Source organism: Falsiroseomonas ponticola (assembly GCF_016805305.1).
GTDB lineage: Bacteria > Pseudomonadota > Alphaproteobacteria > Acetobacterales > Acetobacteraceae > Falsiroseomonas > Falsiroseomonas ponticola.
In genome coordinates, this window is the sequence record NZ_JAERQN010000014.1 from 1 (window position 1) to 18093 (window position 18093).

The 18093-nt window shown below is 69.5% G+C and carries 21 protein-coding genes; 14 read left to right on the plus strand and 7 right to left on the minus strand.

Annotation, left to right across the window (positions count from 1 at the left end; all coding sequences use genetic code 11):
- Positions 1–224: 224 nt before the first annotated feature.
- Both JJI54_RS28115 and JJI54_RS28120 read left to right on the plus strand, forming a co-directional pair.
- Entirely contained in the window at positions 225–1115 is an 891-nt protein-coding gene (locus JJI54_RS28115) for a hypothetical protein (protein ID WP_203076749.1), read from the plus strand.
- Complete coding sequence (locus JJI54_RS28120; protein WP_203076750.1) at positions 1112–1702, plus strand: papain-like cysteine protease family protein; 591 nt, start codon at positions 1112–1114, stop codon at positions 1700–1702. Before JJI54_RS28115 ends, JJI54_RS28120 begins: the two co-directional genes overlap by 4 nt.
- A 5-nt stretch (positions 1703–1707) precedes the next feature.
- On the opposite strand, the gene JJI54_RS28125 is transcribed toward JJI54_RS28120, so the two are convergent.
- On the minus strand, positions 1708–2478 hold the full coding sequence (locus JJI54_RS28125; protein ID WP_203076751.1) for a DUF3891 family protein: 771 nt from the start codon (positions 2476–2478) through the stop codon (positions 1708–1710).
- Positions 2479–2611: 133 nt separating this feature from the next.
- On the opposite strand from JJI54_RS28125, the gene JJI54_RS28130 reads away from it, so the two are divergent.
- From JJI54_RS28130 to JJI54_RS28140, 3 genes are read left to right on the plus strand one after another with little or no spacing between them, the layout of a single operon-like run.
- Complete coding sequence (locus JJI54_RS28130) at positions 2612–3742, plus strand: Re/Si-specific NAD(P)(+) transhydrogenase subunit alpha (protein ID WP_203076752.1); 1131 nt, start codon at positions 2612–2614, stop codon at positions 3740–3742.
- An 11-nt stretch (positions 3743–3753) separates the two neighbouring features.
- A complete protein-coding gene (locus tag JJI54_RS28135) occupies positions 3754–4149 on the plus strand; it encodes an NAD(P) transhydrogenase subunit alpha (protein WP_203076753.1) in 396 nt (131 codons plus the stop codon).
- 4 nt (positions 4150–4153) lie between these two features.
- Positions 4154–5563: an NAD(P)(+) transhydrogenase (Re/Si-specific) subunit beta gene (locus JJI54_RS28140; protein ID WP_203076754.1), complete on the plus strand. Its 1410-nt coding sequence runs from the start codon at positions 4154–4156 to the stop codon at positions 5561–5563.
- Positions 5564–5659: 96 nt separating this feature from the next.
- Here the strand turns inward: JJI54_RS28140 and JJI54_RS33050 are convergent, their stop codons facing one another.
- The 4 genes from JJI54_RS33050 to rpsU form a co-directional block, all read right to left on the minus strand.
- A complete protein-coding gene (locus JJI54_RS33050; RefSeq protein WP_203076755.1) occupies positions 5660–6091 on the minus strand; it encodes a BLUF domain-containing protein in 432 nt (143 codons plus the stop codon).
- 93 nt (positions 6092–6184) lie between these two features.
- Positions 6185–6601, minus strand: coding sequence for a BLUF domain-containing protein (locus JJI54_RS28150; RefSeq protein WP_203076756.1), 417 nt, complete (start codon positions 6599–6601; stop codon positions 6185–6187).
- Between the two features lie 90 nt (positions 6602–6691).
- A complete protein-coding gene (locus JJI54_RS28155; protein ID WP_203076757.1) occupies positions 6692–7978 on the minus strand; it encodes an aspartate aminotransferase family protein in 1287 nt (428 codons plus the stop codon).
- 270 nt (positions 7979–8248) lie between these two features.
- A complete protein-coding gene (rpsU, locus tag JJI54_RS28160) occupies positions 8249–8452 on the minus strand; it encodes a 30S ribosomal protein S21 (protein ID WP_007006360.1) in 204 nt (67 codons plus the stop codon).
- 211 nt (positions 8453–8663) lie between these two features.
- Here rpsU and def point away from each other — a divergent pair, with 211 nt between their 5' ends.
- From def to JJI54_RS28195, 7 genes are all read left to right on the plus strand, one after another.
- Positions 8664–9194: a peptide deformylase gene (def, locus tag JJI54_RS28165; protein ID WP_203076758.1), complete on the plus strand. Its 531-nt coding sequence runs from the start codon at positions 8664–8666 to the stop codon at positions 9192–9194.
- Positions 9191–9787 carry a COQ9 family protein gene (locus tag JJI54_RS28170; protein ID WP_203076759.1) on the plus strand — a complete coding sequence of 199 codons (597 nt, stop codon included), beginning with the start codon at positions 9191–9193 and terminating at the stop codon, positions 9785–9787. Before def ends, JJI54_RS28170 begins: the two co-directional genes overlap by 4 nt.
- A 286-nt stretch (positions 9788–10073) precedes the next feature.
- A complete protein-coding gene (locus JJI54_RS28175; RefSeq protein ID WP_203076760.1) occupies positions 10074–10607 on the plus strand; it encodes a hypothetical protein in 534 nt (177 codons plus the stop codon).
- 19 nt (positions 10608–10626) lie between these two features.
- Entirely contained in the window at positions 10627–11331 is a 705-nt protein-coding gene (locus tag JJI54_RS28180) for an ATP12 family chaperone protein (protein WP_203076761.1), read from the plus strand.
- Positions 11328–11603 (plus strand): acylphosphatase, encoded by a 276-nt coding sequence (locus JJI54_RS28185; RefSeq protein WP_203076762.1) that lies wholly within the window; start codon positions 11328–11330, stop codon positions 11601–11603. The genes JJI54_RS28180 and JJI54_RS28185 overlap by 4 nt, the downstream gene beginning before the upstream one ends.
- Positions 11604–11923: 320 nt before the next feature.
- Complete coding sequence (locus tag JJI54_RS28190) at positions 11924–13345, plus strand: DEAD/DEAH box helicase (protein ID WP_203076763.1); 1422 nt, start codon at positions 11924–11926, stop codon at positions 13343–13345.
- A 372-nt stretch (positions 13346–13717) separates the two neighbouring features.
- Positions 13718–13900, plus strand: a complete 183-nt coding sequence (locus tag JJI54_RS28195; protein ID WP_203076764.1) for a hypothetical protein — start codon at positions 13718–13720, stop codon at positions 13898–13900.
- 139 nt (positions 13901–14039) lie between these two features.
- Here JJI54_RS28195 and JJI54_RS28200 read toward each other — a convergent pair whose 3' ends face one another.
- Together JJI54_RS28200 and JJI54_RS28205 are read right to left on the minus strand one after the other, a co-directional pair.
- Positions 14040–15446: a leucine-rich repeat domain-containing protein gene (locus tag JJI54_RS28200; RefSeq protein ID WP_203076765.1), complete on the minus strand. Its 1407-nt coding sequence runs from the start codon at positions 15444–15446 to the stop codon at positions 14040–14042.
- 23 nt (positions 15447–15469) lie between these two features.
- Positions 15470–15979 carry a toll/interleukin-1 receptor domain-containing protein gene (locus tag JJI54_RS28205; protein WP_203076766.1) on the minus strand — a complete coding sequence of 170 codons (510 nt, stop codon included), beginning with the start codon at positions 15977–15979 and terminating at the stop codon, positions 15470–15472.
- Positions 15980–16194: 215 nt separating this feature from the next.
- On the opposite strand from JJI54_RS28205, the gene JJI54_RS28210 reads away from it, so the two are divergent.
- Positions 16195–17163 (plus strand): Bug family tripartite tricarboxylate transporter substrate binding protein, encoded by a 969-nt coding sequence (locus JJI54_RS28210; protein ID WP_203076767.1) that lies wholly within the window; start codon positions 16195–16197, stop codon positions 17161–17163.
- 17 nt (positions 17164–17180) lie between these two features.
- A complete protein-coding gene (locus tag JJI54_RS28215; RefSeq protein ID WP_203076768.1) occupies positions 17181–18083 on the plus strand; it encodes an alpha/beta hydrolase in 903 nt (300 codons plus the stop codon).
- Positions 18084–18093 lie beyond the last annotated feature (10 nt).

Below are 18093 nucleotides of genomic sequence, written 5' to 3' on the forward strand. Positions count from 1 at the left end.
GCTCCATCGCTGCCGTCTGGCATCGCATTGGCTCGTTGCTTGGCGAGTTCTCACCAACCGAGTGCGCCAATTACTTCGCCCATGCCGGATACGCTTCAGTGTAAGCCGATCACGCTCTAGCGGCAACCCCCGGCCCGCGGCGCGGTGCGACCGATATCGAAACAAATAAGTTGCGCAGTGCGGCATGATGTTGTCCGATACCCCCGGGCGGGGAGTATCGCGTCATGGATGGCGCCTTGGCATCGGGGCCCGTTGACCCCGGGCTGCTCGAAAGGCTCGCGGTTCTGGAGGAGCGCTCCAAGCCGAAGCCGAAGTCGGTAGTCGATCGCGTCAAGGAATGGGCGGGCGTGGCAACCGCGCTCATCGCCCTGCTCTACACTATCCCTCTCGGCGTCTGGGATACCTGGGTGACATCGCCGGAAGCCAGGGGGCGGGAGGCGCTGCGCAGCGCTCTGATCCAAGTCGCTGACCTGGAAAGCCGCCAGGCCCAGGGCTTCGCGCAGATAAACGATCATCAGGCCCGCATCATCTTCCTCGGTGCCGTCGGTGCGCAGCGCGCCGCCTTGCTGGCGCGCGTGGAGCCGCTGATCGACGGACATCGCGACAGTCTCACGGTGCCGGAACTCATGTTGCTCGGTTACAATCTGGCCCAGGCTGGCCGCACCGAACGGGCCATTGGGATCTTCGAGGCCACGGCCCGCGCGGCGACGGCGCAGGGTTCGCCACTGCCAATGCGCGCGGAAGTGGACCGACAACTCGCCATGCTCCACAGCAACCTAGTTGACGGTCCGAACATCGCTGCCGTGCGTATGCACTACGCGCGAAACCTTGCCGCGCTGTTGGTAAGCACCGGTCCGCTTGTGCAGCAGCAGGCGGCCGTGAGTGCGCTGGAATGGGCCTTCGTGGAGAAGTTCGCCCCGCAGGGTAACTGGGCCTGCGGTACGATCCTCCAAGCCTGGGCGCTGCGCGTGCTCACGGTCCTGGCGCCGGCCGTACCGCAGGCGGCCTCGCTGCTCGAGATGGCGGAGGAGCGCTTCTCCCAACTAATCCGGCCCGCCACCCTGCCGCCCGTCTGTCCGGACGGCGTCATTCCGCCCGCCATGGTGCGGGCATGAAGACGGTAAAGGGCCAAGCGGGGCGCCGCCACTGCCTCGCGCTCGCGGCAGCTTCCTGGCTGGCCGCGCGTCGGGCGGACGCTCAGTGGCCGCCAATCGACCTCGGCATCCCGAACATACCTCAGCAGACCCCTGTCTGGTGCTGGGTTGCAGTGGCCGAACAGATCATTCGCTGGCGCAACGGCGGCGCCGGTCCTAGCCAAGCGGAATTGGTCGCCATCGCCAACGGCTTCCCGCCCTTCGCCTGCTTGCAGCCGCCCAACCCGATGGTCATGCAGGCCTGCCTGCGGACCGGGCACCTTGTGGAAATTCAGCGCCTGATCTCGGCCTTCGGAGGCGGCTTCAGCCAACTCGCGCCGCCCGCCCATCCGGGCATCCTCTACGACACCCTCCGGCGCGGCGCACCCATCATACTCGCCGTGCGCAGCACGCCCTTCAGCGGCCATGTAGTCGTCTTGCGGGGGTTAGTGCCTGCCCCAGATCCCCTCCTCATCATCAACGATCCGATGGGTTGGCCGGGGTTCGGACAACCCGTACCGTTCTCTCGCATCGCGGGCTTCTGGCAGGCGGCGATTGTCGTCGGCTGATCCGTCTAACCCGGCACCAGCCGCGCCGTCACCTCCTCCACCGGCGCGGCGGCCAGGCTGGCGCGCATCGCGGCCTCCGTCATCCAGACCTGGCCCGCGCCGAAGCGCCGGCCGCGCCAGGCCAGCCGCACCTCCGGCACCCGGAAGGGCCAGGGGGCGATGGCCAGCACGCCGTCGCCCTCGGTCAGTGTCAGGGGCGTGCGGGTCCCATCGGCCATCGGCGCCTGGCCGACGCCGCCCATGGTGGCGATGCCGCCGCAGACCGCCAGGCTCAGCGCATCCGTCACCGCGACCAGGGCGGAGGCGGTCGCGACCTGCTCCTCCGTCGCGCCGACCTGCGCCATCAGCGCCGCCTGCACCGCGGCCTGGCTTTCCCGGTAATGGCGCGCGGCGGGGCCATCCTCCGGATGGTCCTGGTGGCGGTCGTCGTAGTGGGAATAGATCAGGCTGCCATGGCGGCTGACCAGCAGCCCCACCCAGGGCCCCCAGCTCGCCGTCGCGCGCGCCACGCCCTCGGCCCACATCGGCGCATGGAATCGGGCGCCGACCGCGCGGAAGACATGCGGGCGCCTGGTGGCGGGGTCGAGCGTCGGCGCCGCCTCCCACCCCATCCAGCCGACATCATGGTGCGCGCAGGCCGTGGCCACATCCTCGAAGGGCTCCGGCACCGCGAAGCCCGGCGCCCCCCAGGCGCGCAGCATCTGGCCGGAAACAAGGGCATGCATGGGCTGGCTCACCGCCATCCAGCTGCCATCCGCCGCTTCCCGGAACAGCATTCGCCCGCCCTTTTCCGCAAAGGTTTGCAGAATGCCGCGTGAAGTCGCACCTCGCCAGGGCCAGCGCGCTTGCCATCGGTGAAACAGCCGTTCATATGGCCCGCCACTTTGGCCGAGCACGGGGGTCGGATTGATGCGCGTTGCGGTTTTGCGCGAACGGCGCGCGGCGGAGACACGGGTGGCCGCCACGCCGGAGACGGTGAAGAAACTCATCGGCATGGGATGCACCGTGGCGGTGGAGGCCGGCGCCGGCCTCTCCTCCGGCATCCCTGACGCCCAGTATGCCGAGGCGGGCGCCGAGGTCGCGGCCGATCCGGCCGCCGCCCTGGCCGGCGCGGGGATCGTGCTGGCGGTGCGCGCGCCGGAAGCGGCGGAACAGGCGCTGATCCCGCGCGGCGCCATCCTGATCGGCACGCTGCAGGCCGACAAGGATGCGGCCAGCGCCTATGCCAGCGCCGGCATCGATGCCTGCGCCATGGAACTGGCGCCGCGCATCACTCGCGCCCAGTCCATGGACGTGCTGTCCAGCCAGGCGAACCTGGCCGGCTACCGCGCGGTGGTCGAGGCCGCGGGCGCCTTCGACAAGGCCTTCCCGATGCTGATGACGGCGGCCGGCACGATCAGCGCCGCCAATGTCTTCGTCATGGGCGCCGGCGTCGCGGGGCTGCAGGCCATCGCGACGGCGCGCCGCCTCGGCGGCCGCGTCTCCGCCACCGACGTCCGCCCCGCGGCGAAGGAGGAGATCAAGTCGCTGGGCGCCAGCTTCGTCGGCTATGAGGATGAGGAGAGCAAGGCGGCCCAGACCGCGGGCGGCTACGCCAAGCAGCTCTCCGCCAATTTCTACGCCGAGCAGGCCAAGGTCGTCGCCGCCCACATCGCCAAGCAGGACATCGTCATCTGCACGGCGCTGGTGCAGGGCCGCAAGGCGCCGACCCTGGTGACGGAGGCGATGGTCGCCTCCATGAAGCCGGGCAGCGTGATCGTCGATATCGCCGCCGATGCCGGCGGCAACGTCGCCGTGACGAAGCCGGGCGAGGAGACGCTGACCGCGAATGGCGTGAAGGTGCTGGGCTTCACCAACTGGCCCGGCCGCATCCCCGCCGCCGCCTCCGCCCTCTATGCGCGCAACCTGCTGACCTTCCTGACCACCTTCTGGGACAAGGAAGCGAAGAAGCCCGCCATGCCGGCCGAGGATGACATCGTGAAGGGCGTCACGCTCACCCGCGGCGGCGCCGTGGTCCACCCCTCGCTGGCCTCGGCCTGAGGAGCGTCTCCATGAACCCCATCGACATCGCCAACCAGGCCAGCGCCCGCGCGCAGGAAGCGCTCACGCTCGCCGAGCAGGCGCGCCGCCTGGCGGAGGCCGCGGCCCCCGTCGCCGCCGCGGCCGAGCCCTTCCTGCTGCTGCTGACGATCTTCCTGCTGGCCTGCTTCGTCGGCTACCATGTGGTCTGGAACGTGACGCCGGCGCTGCATTCGCCGCTGATGGGCGTCACCAACGCCATCTCCTCCGTCATCGTGGTCGGCGCCATCCTGGCGACCGGCCTGTCCGACAGCATCGCCGCCAAGGTCTTCGGCTTCCTCGCCGTGACGCTCGCCGCGGTGAATATCTTCGGCGGCTTCATGGTCACGCGGCGCATGCTCGCCATGTTCAAGAAGAAGGGGAGCTGAGCCGATGGCCCAGACGCTCTCGACGCTGGCGTATCTCGTCGCCTCCGTCCTCTTCATCCTGGCGCTGCGCGGCCTCTCGAACCCCGAGACCAGCCGCCAGGGCAACCTCTTCGGCATGGTCGGCATGGCGATCGCCGTGGTCGCCACGCTGCTGAAGCCCGGCATGGGCGCGGGCGGCATCGTCATCGTCCTCGCGGGCCTCGCCATCGGCGGCACCATCGGCACGGTGCTGGCGCAGCGCATCCAGATGACGTCGCTGCCCCAGCTCGTCGCCGCCTTCCACAGCCTGGTCGGCATGGCGGCGGTCTTCGTGGCGGCGGCCGCCTTCTACGCGCCGGAGAGCTTCGGCATCGGCACGCCCGGCAACATCAAGGGCGCGTCCCTGGTGGAGATGTCGCTCGGCCTCGCCATCGGCGCCATCACCTTCTCGGGCTCCGTCATCGCCTTCGCGAAGCTCGATGGCCGCATGTCCGGCTCGCCCATCATCTTCAAGGGCCAGCACCTGCTGAACGCGGCGCTGGGCGCGCTGCTGCTCATCCTCGTCATCGCCTTCGTCATCACCGGCAGCCCGGTCCTGTTCTGGATCATCGCGATCCTGTCCTTCGCGCTCGGCTTCCTGCTGATCATCCCGATCGGCGGCGCGGACATGCCGGTCGTCGTCTCCATGCTGAACAGCTATTCCGGCTGGGCGGCGGCGGGCATCGGCTTCACCATCGGCAATCTGCTGCTGATCGTGACCGGCGCGCTGGTCGGTGCCTCCGGCGCCATCCTGTCCTACATCATGTGCAAGGGCATGAACCGCAGCATCGTCAACGTGCTGCTGGGCGGCTTCGGCGGTGATGGCGGCGCGGCGGCGGCGGGCGGCGGCGCGGCCGCGGACCGCGCGCCGGTGAAGGCGGGCTCCCCGGAGGATGCCGCCTACATCATGAAGAACGCGCAGAAGATCATCATCGTGCCGGGCTACGGCATGGCGGTGGCCCAGGCGCAGCAGGTGGTCCGCGAAATGGCCGACCTGCTGAAGAAGGAAGGCGCCGAGATCTCCTACGCCATCCACCCCGTCGCGGGCCGCATGCCCGGCCACATGAACGTGCTGCTGGCCGAAGCCAACGTCCCCTATGACGAGGTGCATGAGCTGGAGGAGATCAACGCGGAATTCGCCGACGCCGACGTCGCCTACGTCATCGGCGCGAATGACGTGACGAACCCCGCCGCGAAGACCGACAAGTCCAGCGCCATCTACGGCATGCCGATCCTGGATGTGGAGCGCGCCAAGACCGTGTTCTTCGTCAAGCGCGGCATGGCGTCCGGCTATGCCGGCGTGGAGAACGAGCTGTTCTTCCGCCCCAACACGATGATGCTGTTCGGCGACGCCAAGAAGGTCACGCAGCAGATCGTGCAGAGCCTGCAGAAGTAGCGCCGGCCCGTCACGCGGCGGCCGCCGGAAGGCGGCCTGTGCCTGAGGGCAGGAACAACGGGAAGGGGGGTCGCCAGGGCGGCCCCCCTTTTTCGTTCAGGCCGCCGCGGCCAGGGCGCTGAAGGGCGTCGCCGCGAAGGCCGCGGGGCCGCCCCGCACCACCCCCCGCAGCGCCATCACCAGCGCCATCGCATCATGGCCCCGGCCCATCTCCGGCGGGATCAGGTCCAGGTCCGACAGATAGGCCATGGTCCAGGTGGCGAAGCAGCGCGCCGGCGTCGGCGCCTGGTGCAGCAGCCGCACATCGTGGTGCCGCTCATCCTGCCGGATCAGGTCGAACATCGCCGTCACCATGTCCGGCGGCCCCTCCAGCGTCTGCGCGAAGCGCCCATGGCCGGACACCAGCAGCCCCGAAAGCCGCCAGGTCGCGTTCTTGGGGCGGGATACGCCGAGGATCTGCTCCACCAGCGCTTCCTCCTCCAGGTGCATGGTCCCGGCCGCGCGGCGGCTGGTGTAGATGACTCGCATCAGCGGAGAAGGCGTGGCGTGCATGGGATACCTCGCGTGAACTGATGCGGGTATCATATATTGGACAATCCTTCCGCGGCGTTACCGCCGCGATCACGCCCCCATGACCCCCGTATGCAGCAGCGTCCGCAGCCGCATGAGCATGAGGAGCGAGGCATTCCCATCCGCGAATTCCGCCGGCACCTCGTCCAGGTCCCGCAGCAGGGCCATGCTCCAGGCCGGGAAGATCCGGTCCTCCACCACATCCACCTTCACGATCCGCATGTCGGTATGGCGGGGGTCGCGCTGGATCACCGTCAGCAGGCCGCGCACCACCAGGGGCCGGCCTTCCAGTACCTGGGCGAAGGCGCCCTTGCCATGCACCAGCACGCCGGTGACGCCGCGGCGCGGGTTGTTGCGCCGCGCGGACTCCACGATGCGCGCCACCGTCGCGTCCTCGGCGGCCAGCGCCTCGCCGTGCAGGCGGCTGGTATAGACCACCCGGTGCAGCCGCCGATCGCTTGAATCCATGCTTCCAACCCCGGCATTCTCCGTCGGCTGCCGGTGTCGTCGGCGTTTGTGAATGGCGGATTGCCCAGGGGCGCGGTTTGCGCCGCGCCGCTACCCCGCGCGGGCGGGCAGGCTGCGCATCGCGGCCGCGAAGGCCTCCAGCGCCTGGTCGATGTCGCGGCCCTCATGCGCCGTGCTGATGTAGTATTTGCTGTCGCCCTTCAGGATGCCGCCGGCGCGCATGGCCTGGTTCACATGCGCCGCCATGGCCCGGTCCGCCCGCAAGGTGGCGCGATAGTCGCCCACCGTGCCGCCGGCGAAGACCAGGTCGAAGAGCGGCGGCTCGCCCACCACCTGCGCCGGGATGCCGGCGCGCGCCACCGCGGCCTCCAGCCCCGCCATCAGCCGCCGCCCGGTGGCGAAGACGGCCTCATAGGTGCCGGGCCGGCGCAGCACCTCCAGCGTCTTCAGCCCCGCCACCGCCGCCACGGGGTTGCCGGACAGCGTGCCCACCTGCATCAGGAAGCGGTCCTCGCCCACCGCCGCGCGGTCGAACAGCGCCATGATCTCCGCCCTGCCCACTACCGCCGCCAGCGGGAAGCCGCCGCCGATCACCTTGCCCAGCGTGCAGAGATCCGGCGTCACGCCGTAGTATGCCTGCGCGCCGCCATAGGCGAAGCGGAAGCCCGTCACGACCTCGTCGAAGATCAGCACGATCCCGAAGCGGGTGCAGAGGTCGCGCAGCCCCTGGAGAAAGCCCGGCGCCGGCGGGATCAGCCGCTGCAGCGGCTCCACGATGATGCCCGCGATCTCCTCATGCCGCGCCTCCACCAGCCGCGTCACGGCCTCGAGGTCGTTGAAGGGCGAGACCAGCACCTCGTCGCGCACCGACCGCGGGATGCCCGCGCTGTCCGGCACCGCCTGCGGGAAATTCGCCAGCTGCTTCGGCGCGAGCGACATCAGCCCGTAGTCGCTCATGCCGTGGTAGCCGCCCTCGAACTTCACGATCCGGTCGCGGCCGCGGAAGGCGCGGGCGAGTCGCATGGCATAGAGATCGGCCTCGGAGCCGGAGGAGACGTAGCGCAGCTGCTCCGCGCAGGGCACGGCCTCCACGATCGCCTCGGCCAGGGCGATCCCCGCCTCGTTGTTGGCGAAGAAGGTGGTGCCACGGCCGATCTGCTCGCGCACCGCCTCCAGCACCTCCGGATGCCCGTGGCCGATGAACAGGGGGCCGGAGCCCAGCAGGAAATCCACGTATTCCCGCCCCGCCACGTCCCACACCCGGCCGCCCTGGCCATGGCTGATGATGACGTCGCCCGGGAAGTTGCCGAAGGTCCCGCCCGGCAGCACGCGCCGGGCGCGCGCCCGCAGCGATTCCTCGCGATCCATCGAGTCCATCGGCCTCTCCCTGCTGCGCCGCCAGTAGAGGCCGGGAGACGGGCGGCGGACAAGGGCGGGGCCCGGAACGCCGAAAGCCGCGGCTTGCGAGGGCATGCGCCATCGCACCGCGGCCTTCCGGCACCGGACCCGCTCGTGACCGGGGGTCACGCATTCGGTGTTCAGCTGATGTCCCGCCGGGGAGGGCGGGTCGTGGCGAGGGGAAGCCCTCGCGCCCCTGGCGCTACCTCCCGGAACCCGGCACGGCGGCCGGGACTCGGGAAGGGCGGCTCAGAAGCCTTCGCGCTCCAGGCGCTTGCGCTCCACCTTGCGGGCGCGACGAACGGCTTCCGCGGCCTCGCGGGCGCGGCGCTCGGACGGCTTCTCGTAGTGGCGGCGGAGCTTCATTTCACGGAACACGCCCTCGCGCTGGAGCTTCTTCTTCAGCGCCTTCAGGGCCTGGTCGATGTTATTGTCGCGGACGACGACCTGCACGCGGTGGAACCTCCTTGGTTCACTGGGGGTTGATGGCAAGAAACGCGGATGCGCGCCGACAGGTTCCGGACTGGCCGGGACCCTCCGACGCGAAGGCGGCTGCCATAGCATGCCGCGGCGGCGATGCGAAAGACCCTCCCGCACCGCGCCGCGCGCATTACCTTAACCAGGCGCATCGCCAGCGCCCGCAGCATCCGGAATACCCGCCGCCATGGCCATCCTGAAGATCGCCCGCATGGGCCATCCCGTCCTCATCAAGCCCGCCTTGCCGGTGGAAGACCCCTCGGCGCCCGAGATCCGCCGCCTGGTCGCCGACATGGCGGAGACGATGGAGGATGCCCAGGGGCTCGGCCTCGCCGCCCCCCAGGTCCATGTCGGCCTCCGCCTCTTCGTCTGGCGCGGCGGCGCCGGCAACATCCTCGCCCTCATCAATCCGGAGCTGGAGGCGGTGGGGGAGGAGACGGAGGATGCGTGGGAGGGCTGCCTCTCCATCCCCGGCCTGCGCGGCTGCGTCCCCCGCGCCAGGCGCATCCGCTTCCGCGGCTTCGACATCGATGGCCAGGCGGTGGAGGGCGAGGCCGCGGGCCTCGCCGCCCGCGTCATGCAGCATGAGGCCGACCACCTCGACGGCGTGCTCTACCCCATGCGCATGCCCGACCTGGCGCTGCTGGGCTTCACCGAGGAACTCTCCCGCGCCGCCGTCCAGGCCCGCGACGCCGCCACGAAGGAGGCCAGCCGATGATCGAACGCAGCGAGGAACGGGACAGCGCGCTCCGCGCCACCCTGCCGCATGTCCCCCGCCTCGGCTGGACCCGCGCGGCCATCGCCGCGGGCCTCGCCGATCTCGGCCGCGATTCGCTGGAACAGGACTGGCTCTTCCCCCGCGGCCCGGTGGAGGCGATCGAGGCCTGGTGCGACCTGGCGGACCGGGAGATGGAGGCGGCCGCGGCGGCGGAGGACCTCTCCGCGCTGCGCATCCCCGCCCGCATCCGCCGCGTCATCGTGATCCGCCTGGAACAGGCCGCGCCGCACCGGGAAGCGATCCGCCTCGCGCTCGGCCACCAGTCGCTGCCCTGGAACGTGCCCTCCGCCATGCGGACGGTGGCGCGCACGGCGGATGCCATGTGGGCCGCGGCCGGCGACACCTCCGCCGATTTCTCCTGGTACACCCGCCGCGCGACGCTCGCCGGCGTCTATGGCGCGACGCTCGCCTTCTGGCTGCAGGACGGGGAGGATGGCTTCCCCCGGACGCTGGCCTTCCTCGACCGCCGCCTGGCCGGGCTCGCGAGATTGCAACGGCCGAAGCCGGGGGCGGGCGCGAAACGGGCCGCCTGACGCCGCGTTGCCTCGCTGTAACCCCAGTGGAGGCATGGCATGCGCGGCATCCTGTTGTGGCTGATCGGTATCCCCATCCCGATCATCATCCTGCTCTGGCTCTTCGGCGTGCTCGGATGATGCTTCAGCCGCGTGCGTCAGGCCCCGGAATAGGCTAGACTTCCCGCATTCCGGGGATGCCAAGGGGGCCGGGGGGCCCCACCCTTGGCTCGGGTCGCGCAACGATGGTTGCACGGCCCGGGCCGATGCGGCAGGCATGGCGTCCTCAAGGGGGAGTTCCCGCGCCATGCGTCGCGCCACGTTTGCCTATCGCCTTCTCGCCGGCGTCCTCGCCGCCGGCATCGCCGGCCCCGCCTTCGCCCAGGCCTGCGTGCAGCCCGCCGAGCGTTCGGCCTTCGAGGTCCGCGCCCTGCAGAGCCAGCTGATGGTCACCGCCCTGACCTGCAGCCGCGACCAGGACTACAACGCCTTCGTCACCAAGTTCCGCCGCGAACTCGGCACCGCCTATTCCTCCATCGAGACGCATTTCCGCCGCACCGGCGGCGGCAACTTCGCCCGCGCCCGCGACGGCTTCATCACCCAGCTCGCCAACGACCATTCGCAGGACGGGCTGCGCCAGGGCACCGCCTTCTGCCCGAACGCCGTCGCGCTGTTCCAGGTCGCGCTCGCGCAGACCGACCTGAACTCCCTCGCGACCCTCGCCTCCGACCGCAACATCCTGAACCCGATGGTCACGCCCGCCTGCCCGGAACGCCCGACGCCGACGCGCAGCCCGGCCCGCCCGGCCGCCAACACCCGCGCCGCCGCCCAGGCCCGCTGAGCCAGGGCCAGGCCGGCGCATGAAGCGCTTCTGGGACGACGCGCGGGCGGAGGCGGCGGCGGGGGGCTTCGCCATCCTGCTCGATGGCCGCCCGGTGCGCCTGCCCTCCGGCGCGCCGCTCCGCGTCGCCACCGCGCCCCTGGCGGAGGCGATCGCCGAGGAATGGCGCCAGGCCGGCGGCACCAAGGGGGGGGAGATGCGCCCCGAACAGGTGCCGCTGACCCGCCTGGTCGGCACGGCGGAGGAGCGGATCGCCCCCGATCCCGCCGCCACCGTCGCCGCCATCGCCCGCTACGGCGACAGCGACCTGCTCTGCTACCGCGCCACCGAGCAGCGCCTGGCCGCCCGCCAGGCGGAGGCCTGGGACCCCTGGCTGTCCTGGTCCGCCCAGGCGCTGGACGCGCCGCTGCGCGTCACCACCGGCATCATGCCCGTCGCGCAGACGGACCAGGCCCGCCGTGCCCTGACCCGCGCGGTGGAACGCCAGACGCCCCTCGCCCTCGCGGCCCTCGGCGTCGCCGTGCCCGCGCTCGGCAGCCTGGTGCTCGGCCTCGCCGTCGCCGGCGGCCACCTGGCGCCGGCGGAGGCGCATCGCCTCGCCACCCTCGACGAGGCGTTCCAGGAGGAACGCTGGGGCACGGACCCCGAATCGGCCGCCCGCCGGGAAGGCGCCGCGGCCGATGTCGCGATCGCCGCCCGCCTCGTCGCCCTCTCCCGCGCATGAAGGCCCGGCTCCTCCGGATCGAGGGGCGGGTGCAGGGCGTCGGCTACCGCGACTGGATGGTGAAGCAGGCCAACCGCCTCGGCCTGCAGGGCTGGGTGCGCAACCGGCCCGATGGCAGCGTGCAGGCCCTGGTCGCCGGGGAGGAAGGCGCCGTCCTCACCCTTCTCTCCGCCTGCCGCCGCGGCCCCATGCTGGCGCGCGTGGACCTCATCCGGGAAAGCCTGGCCGAGCCCCCGGGCGAGCCCGGCTTCCACCGCCTGCCCACGGGTTGATGGCCCATCGGTCACCCATCCGCCGATAGTTCTTGTCCGGTTAACCATACTGTCCTATCTACCGCCCCGTCGGCGGGCGATGTCCCGCCGCGCCCCGGCCGCGTGAGCGGGCCTGGCGCCACGCCCCACCAAGGGGACCAGGCGCAGACGGAGGCCCGGACCGGGGCGCAGCACGCGGCACTTGCCGAAGGGGACCAAAGCCCCGGGCAGCCGCGCCTCAGTGGACAACATCGGACCGGCCCCGGCACGCGGGCAGGCCCTTCCACCACCCGCCCGCCCGGCATCGCGCCGCGCGGGATGACCGGATTTGATCGCACTTCATGACGACCTTCGCCGAACTCGGCCTCGCCCCCCGCATCCTCCAGGCGCTGGAGGAGGAGGGCTACACCACCCCCACCCCGATCCAGCGTGACAGCATCCCCCACGCCCTGAAGGGCAAGGACATCCTGGGCATCGCCCAGACCGGCACCGGCAAGACCGCCGCCTTCGGCCTGCCGCTGCTGCACAACCTGGCCGAATCGAAGGGCCGCCCGCCCCGCGGCGGCTGCCGCGCGCTCATCCTCTCGCCGACGCGCGAACTGGCCAGCCAGATCGCCGACAGCCTGAAGGCCTATGGGCGCCACATGGGCCTCTCCGTCGCCGTCATCTTCGGCGGCGTGCCCCACGGCCCGCAGCGCCGGGCGCTGGCGCACGGCATCGACATCCTCGTCGCCACGCCGGGCCGCCTGCAGGACCACATGGATGAGGGCTCCGCGCGCCTCGACATGGTGAACGCCCTCGTCCTCGATGAGGCCGACCAGATGCTGGACAAGGGCTTCTGGCCCGCCATCCGCCGCATCCTGCCGAAGCTGCCCCAGCCCCGGCACACCATGTTCTTCTCCGCCACCATGCCGACGGAAGTCGCCAAGCTGGCCGGCGAGATCCTGCGCGACCCCATCCGCGTCGAGGTCGCGCCCGTCTCCTCCACCGCCGAGCGCGTGACCCAGAAGCTCGTCGTCATCGAGCAGGGCCGCAAGCGCGCCAAGCTGGCGGAGCTACTGCGGATGGACGGCGTCGGCCGCGCGCTCGTCTTCTCCCGCACCAAGCACGGCGCCGACCGCATCGTGAAGAACCTGGACGCCGACGGCATCGCCGCCAACGCCATCCACGGCAACAAGAGCCAGGGCCAGCGCGAACGCGCCCTCGCCGACTTCAAGTCCGGCCGCGCCCCCGTTCTCGTCGCCACCGACATCGCCGCCCGCGGCATCGACGTGGACGGCGTGACCCACGTGATCCAGTACGACATGCCGGACACCCCCGAAGCCTATGTCCACCGCATCGGCCGCACCGCCCGCGCCGGCGCCTCCGGCATCGCGGTGGCCATGTGCGCCCCCGATGAGCGGGAGAAGCTGTGGCAGGTGGAGAAGCTGATCCGCATGCCCATCCCGGCGACCGATGAACGCCAGGACGTCTCCGTGCCCATGTACCGCACCCAGGGCCGCCCCGACGCCATCAAGCCCGCCCCCGGCGCCGGCGCCGGCCGCAGCCGCGGCCAGCCCGGCGGCCGAGGCCGCTCCGGCGGTGGTGGCGGCGGTGGCCAGCGCCCGCCCCAGCAGGCCCGCCCGGCCAAGCCGAGCACGCCCCGCGGCGGCGACGCCCCCGTCCGCCGCCCGACCGCCCCCGCGACGGCCGCGTCCAAGGACCGCGCCTGGCGCGACGGCGACTTCCGCGACGCGGCGCCTGCGTTCCTGCGCAAGCGGTGAGACCTTGGGGAAGGCGCCGCCTTCCCCAAACCCCATCCGCCAGGGGCGAGACGCCCCTGGACGGTCGGCAGTTTGGCGCCCGGACGGGGAACGCGAACCGCCTCGAAACCCCGCGCTACCGAGAACCCTCCCCCGCGCTTGCGGGGGGTTCGGCGCACGTCGCCGAACGCAGAAGGCTGGCAGGGTGCCTGCGCCGCCAACGCGCCCAAGAACCCTCCCCCGCGCTTGCGGGGGGTTCGGCGCATGTCGCCGAACGCCGAAGGCTGGGGGGGTGTCTGTGCCACCGAGGCGCGCAAGAACCCTCCCCCGTCCTTGCGGGGGAGGGCAGGGTGGGGGTACGGCCCGCCTCACCGCACCCAGCTGAGGCCCCCCATGCGCGAAACCGTCCTGATGAAAGGCGAAACCGCCACCCTCGTCATCGTCACAGCCAACGGCCAGACCGAAGTCCTGGACGGCGAGGATGAAGTGATCGAAAGCCACAAGGACGATCGCCACGAGGCGATCCTGGCGCGGTACCTCGCGCAGGGCTGGGCGATCGAGGAAGACGGGCCGTAGTCAAACTAAACGGGACTTTGGAACCGATCTGCGCCGTTGCGGATGAGGCACGACGCTAAAGCGAGCGAATTTTTCGCTCGTCGCCTGTTTTAATATTTGCGGAAGGCGGAACCGCGCAATCTTAATCGATTATTATAAATCATTTTTGGTGGGCTATATGTTTTTCGCCCTTCCAATGAATCGTCAATCCGCTTAAGTGTCGTATGGAATCAATTTCTGTAACTCTCGATCCATCCAGGTAGAGATTCTGAAGGTTCGGAAGGTCGCGCAGCACTTCGACGCTCGCTACGTTGGTGCCCTCAATGGCCAAAGTTTTGAGGCGTCGCATGCCTCTCAATGCGTCAAGATTTGATATTTTTGTACCATTCAGGCCTAATGTTTCTAGATTTTCAAGTCTTGCGAGCATTGTGATATCGGAAATCGTCGTTCCGTTTAGGTGCAGGCGGTTCATCTGGATAAGGTTTTGAAGTGGTCGCAGATCTTCAACCGCCGTGCCGCTGAGGTCGAGCCTTCGTAGGCGATGCAGCTTCGACAACGCATCGATATGGACGACCCCAGTCCGACTTAAGCCAATATTTTCAAGATTTGAGCATTGGCCTACCATGGTTAAATCAGAAAATTCCAGTTTACCTGTAAAGGTGAGGCTGACAACAAGTGGCTGCCAGTGCTTCGGAAGCTGGTTGCCCGCCAAAAGTATGGAGTGAGCTTCATCGAGATCAAATGGCCTGCTTGTAGCGTGCACCCGCTCCGTCATGTGGCGCATTCTTCTGCGTACGAGCCAAACAGCCGTCTTTACACCGTTAGTTGCCCAGTCTGCAGCCTTAACTACAGCGTGGCTAAAGTATCGAACCGTGGGCGTTAGCCAGTCCGTTAGTGCCTCAACCGTTGCCTTCACATCGTTCGCGATGTCGCGAATCGCCTCCGTCGCGCGCGCGAGGGCGGCGATGTCGCTTTCGGGCGGGATGGCCGCATCGTGCCCCGTGCGCGTCTCCAGTCGTGCTGCACCGACCTGCACAGTCAGCGAAGCTAATTGCAGATTGAGAAGACCACGCTGATCCACGGCCATGTTTGTCTGCGGCTTTGCCGGTTCCGCGGTGGCTTTGGCCAATCCTCGCACATTGTCCTCGACGTTGCGCAGCCTTTCATCCAGGCGGTCCAGAATGGATTCGAACGCCGCGCGCGGTATCTGCAGTTCGCCGAACTCGGACATGCGGGGTTCGAGGCCAAGGGCTTTCGCCGCATCCACGCCGTTCTCCAGCGCTTCCACCAGGTTGCCGCGTTCGCCGCGCAGCGCCGTCAGGGCGGGTGTTGGCGCCTCGAGTTCCGGGTCCAGTTCCGGCAGTTGAAGGCGGCGCAGGTCCTGCCTCGCCTTCGACAGATCCCCGCCGAGTTCCCTGGTCGCGCCCAGCGCCTCATTCGCGATGATCAGGTCGATCCGATCGAGTAACTCCTTGAAGTAGCGCTGATGCGCCGGGTCGTTGCTCAGCGCCAGGGCGGCGCGGAAGCGCTTCGATGCCCGCCCGATTTCGCCCAGGCGGTCGCGCATCGCCTGGATTCGCTCTGGCCGCGTCATGGCGTTGGCCTTGCGGTGGCCGCGAAGGGCGAACGGGGCTTGATGCCGAACCAGTCCTGGATGCCATCGGAGATTGCCTTCGCCGCCTCCGCGAATCCATTCTCGGGCTTTGGCCAGTCGGCAACGGGCTTGAGGCGACCGTCATGGGTGGTCGGCACCACCTGGATGTAGCTGCCGAAGAAGCCCATCCAGCCGCAACGGCGATAGATCACCGGCATGACAAGCGCCCCGCTGCCGCGGTGTCTCGCCTGAATGGCGGGCCATTCCTTTGTCAGGATGTAGTCGGAGGCAAAGAAGTCGGCCGTCGCCAGTAGGACGAAGACCTGAGACCGCTCGATTTCTGCTTCGATCCGGTGGTTCCAATAGTCCCCCGCTTGGATGCGCCGGTCATGCCACACCCGAAGATTGAGCAGATGCGTGTAGCCCGTGAGGTGCACGCGCAACCGTTCAAAGGCGGCGTGGTCCGCATGCGAATACGAGAGGAAGCATTGTTCCGGCCCCGACATGCCCCGACCATGCCAGCCACGCGCCCGCTCAACAACCGCCCCATTGATGGCGGGGCCCGGGGGCCGCCACGGCCCCCGGCGGGGTCCAGGGGCAGCGCCCCTGGCCTGCTCTCCCCTGTGTCATCCCACCCTAGCCCGTTGACGCCCCGCCCCCCCGCTGCCACGTCTTTCGCAACGCTACGCGGGCAAAGACCCGCGCCAACGGGAGTTCGTCCATGCCCCCTCGCATCACGCGTCGCGCCCTCGCGCTCGCGGCGCTGATCACGCCGGCCATCGCCCGCGCCCAGGACTACCCTTCGCGCCCTGTCCGCATCGTCGCCCCCGTCGCGCCGGGCGGGTCCACGGACCTCATCGGGCGTGTCCTGGCGGAGGAACTGAACCGCCGCTCACTGGGGCAATTCTTCGTGGAGAATCGCCCCGGTGCCGGTTCCAACCTGGCCTATGCCCATGTCGCGACGCAGCCGGCGGATGGCCACACGCTGCTGATCGGGCTGGACAGCCTCACGGTGAACCCGACGCTCTACAACCGGGTGGAGTACGACCCCGTCGCCTCCTTCGCGCCGGTCACCTTGATGGCGCGCATCCCGCATATCCTGGTCACGCATCTCCGCAGCCCCATCAATGACTTCGCGGAGTTCATGCGCATCGCGACGGCGGAGCCGGACCGGCTGAATGTCGCGGTCTCCGGCATCGGCTCCGGCGGGCATCTGAGCGGCGCCGTCATCCAGCACCAGACGCGCGCGCGCTGGACCATCGTGCCGTATCGCGGCGGTGCGACGCCGATCAACGACCTCATCGCCGGCAATGTCGATGCCGCCTTCGTCACGCTGGGTGCGGTCATCGGCCATGTTCGCGGCGGGCGGCTGCGTGCGCTCGCCATCACCACGCCGAACCGTTTTCCGCTGTTGCCGGATGTGCCGACGGTCGCGGAGGTTGCGCTGCCTGGCTACGATGTCCCGAACTGGTACGGCATGCTGGCGCCGGCCGGTACGCCCGCGCCCATCGTCGCCAGGCTCAACACGATCATCAACGATGCGCTCACGGAGCCTCGCGTCCGCGCCACGCTGCTCGACAATGGGTTCGAGATCGTGGGCGGCCCGCCGGAGGTCCTGGGCACCCTGATCCGGGAGAGTGTCCCCCGCTGGGCCACCCTGGTGCGCGCCGCCAACATGCGCGCGGAATGAAGGAGAGAATGCGAGACATGCCCGAGATCATTGCCGAGGATCATTGGACGCAGCGGGATGGCATCAAGCTGTCCGTCTATCGCAAGCGCCTGGCCTCGGCCCCCGCCGATGCGCCCGTCTTCATGCTGGTCCATGGCAGCAGCTTCGGCGGCAAGAACGGCTTCGACCTGCAGGTCCCCGGCAAGCCCGGCTATTCCTTCATGGATGAATTCGCGCAGCGCGGCTTCGATGTCTGGACCTTCGACTTCGAGGGTTATGGCCGCTCCGCCCGCACCCCGGGCTATTCCGGCTTCGACACCGCGGTGGCCGATACGCATGCGGCGATGGAGGTCGTGACCAGGGTCACCGGCCAGTCCCGCGTCGCCTTCTATGGCAGCTCCTCCGGCGCCATCCGCGCGGCCTTGTACGCGGAGGCGAAGCCCGATCGCGTCAGCCGCCTCATCCTGGATGCCTATGTCTGGACCGGCTGGCAGGCGCCGACCTTGATCGCGCGGCGGCGGAACATCGCGAAGTGGCGGGACACGAATTGCCGCCCGATCAACCAGGCCTTCTTCCACACCATCTTCAACCGCGACCATCCCGGCACGTCGGAGGAAGGTGTCGCCGATGCCCTGGCCGCGGCGGAGCTGGCCGATGGCAACACCGTGCCGAACGGCACCTATCTCGACATGTGCTCCATCCTGCCGGTGAACGACCCCGCCAAGATCACCTGCCCCACGCTGATCCTCCGCGGGGAGCATGACGGCATCGCGACCGAGAAGGATCTTCTCGAATTCTACAGCGGCCTCGGCACCACGGACCGTCAGTTCGCGGTGCTGCCGGGCATGGCGCATGTCAGCTACCTCGGGAAGAACCGCGCCATCTTCCACCACGCGGTCCACAGCTTCCTGACCGCCCCGTCCCGCACCGACACCCACTGACCTGGTGGGG

Coding starts and splice junctions, on each gene's coding strand:
- JJI54_RS28185 (WP_203076762.1), top strand. CDS start 11,328: ATGAAGGCCCGGCTCCTCCGGATCGAGGGGCGGGTGCAGGGCGTCGGC.
- JJI54_RS28190 (WP_203076763.1), top strand. CDS start 11,924: ATGACGACCTTCGCCGAACTCGGCCTCGCCCCCCGCATCCTCCAGGCG.
- JJI54_RS28135 (WP_203076753.1), top strand. CDS start 3,754: ATGAACCCCATCGACATCGCCAACCAGGCCAGCGCCCGCGCGCAGGAA.
- JJI54_RS28115 (WP_203076749.1), top strand. CDS start 225: ATGGATGGCGCCTTGGCATCGGGGCCCGTTGACCCCGGGCTGCTCGAA.
- JJI54_RS28130 (WP_203076752.1), top strand. CDS start 2,612: ATGCGCGTTGCGGTTTTGCGCGAACGGCGCGCGGCGGAGACACGGGTG.
- JJI54_RS28210 (WP_203076767.1), top strand. CDS start 16,195: ATGCCCCCTCGCATCACGCGTCGCGCCCTCGCGCTCGCGGCGCTGATC.
- JJI54_RS28215 (WP_203076768.1), top strand. CDS start 17,181: ATGCCCGAGATCATTGCCGAGGATCATTGGACGCAGCGGGATGGCATC.
- JJI54_RS28175 (WP_203076760.1), top strand. CDS start 10,074: ATGCGTCGCGCCACGTTTGCCTATCGCCTTCTCGCCGGCGTCCTCGCC.
- JJI54_RS28150 (WP_203076756.1), bottom strand. CDS start 6,601: ATGGATTCAAGCGATCGGCGGCTGCACCGGGTGGTCTATACCAGCCGC.
- JJI54_RS28140 (WP_203076754.1), top strand. CDS start 4,154: ATGGCCCAGACGCTCTCGACGCTGGCGTATCTCGTCGCCTCCGTCCTC.
- JJI54_RS28195 (WP_203076764.1), top strand. CDS start 13,718: ATGCGCGAAACCGTCCTGATGAAAGGCGAAACCGCCACCCTCGTCATC.
- JJI54_RS28120 (WP_203076750.1), top strand. CDS start 1,112: ATGAAGACGGTAAAGGGCCAAGCGGGGCGCCGCCACTGCCTCGCGCTC.
- JJI54_RS28200 (WP_203076765.1), bottom strand. CDS start 15,446: ATGCGCGACCGCCTGGGCGAAATCGGGCGGGCATCGAAGCGCTTCCGC.
- def (WP_203076758.1), top strand. CDS start 8,664: ATGGCCATCCTGAAGATCGCCCGCATGGGCCATCCCGTCCTCATCAAG.
- JJI54_RS28180 (WP_203076761.1), top strand. CDS start 10,627: ATGAAGCGCTTCTGGGACGACGCGCGGGCGGAGGCGGCGGCGGGGGGC.
- JJI54_RS28205 (WP_203076766.1), bottom strand. CDS start 15,979: ATGTCGGGGCCGGAACAATGCTTCCTCTCGTATTCGCATGCGGACCAC.
- JJI54_RS28155 (WP_203076757.1), bottom strand. CDS start 7,978: ATGGACTCGATGGATCGCGAGGAATCGCTGCGGGCGCGCGCCCGGCGC.
- JJI54_RS33050 (WP_203076755.1), bottom strand. CDS start 6,091: ATGCGAGTCATCTACACCAGCCGCCGCGCGGCCGGGACCATGCACCTG.
- JJI54_RS28125 (WP_203076751.1), bottom strand. CDS start 2,478: ATGCTGTTCCGGGAAGCGGCGGATGGCAGCTGGATGGCGGTGAGCCAG.
- JJI54_RS28170 (WP_203076759.1), top strand. CDS start 9,191: ATGATCGAACGCAGCGAGGAACGGGACAGCGCGCTCCGCGCCACCCTG.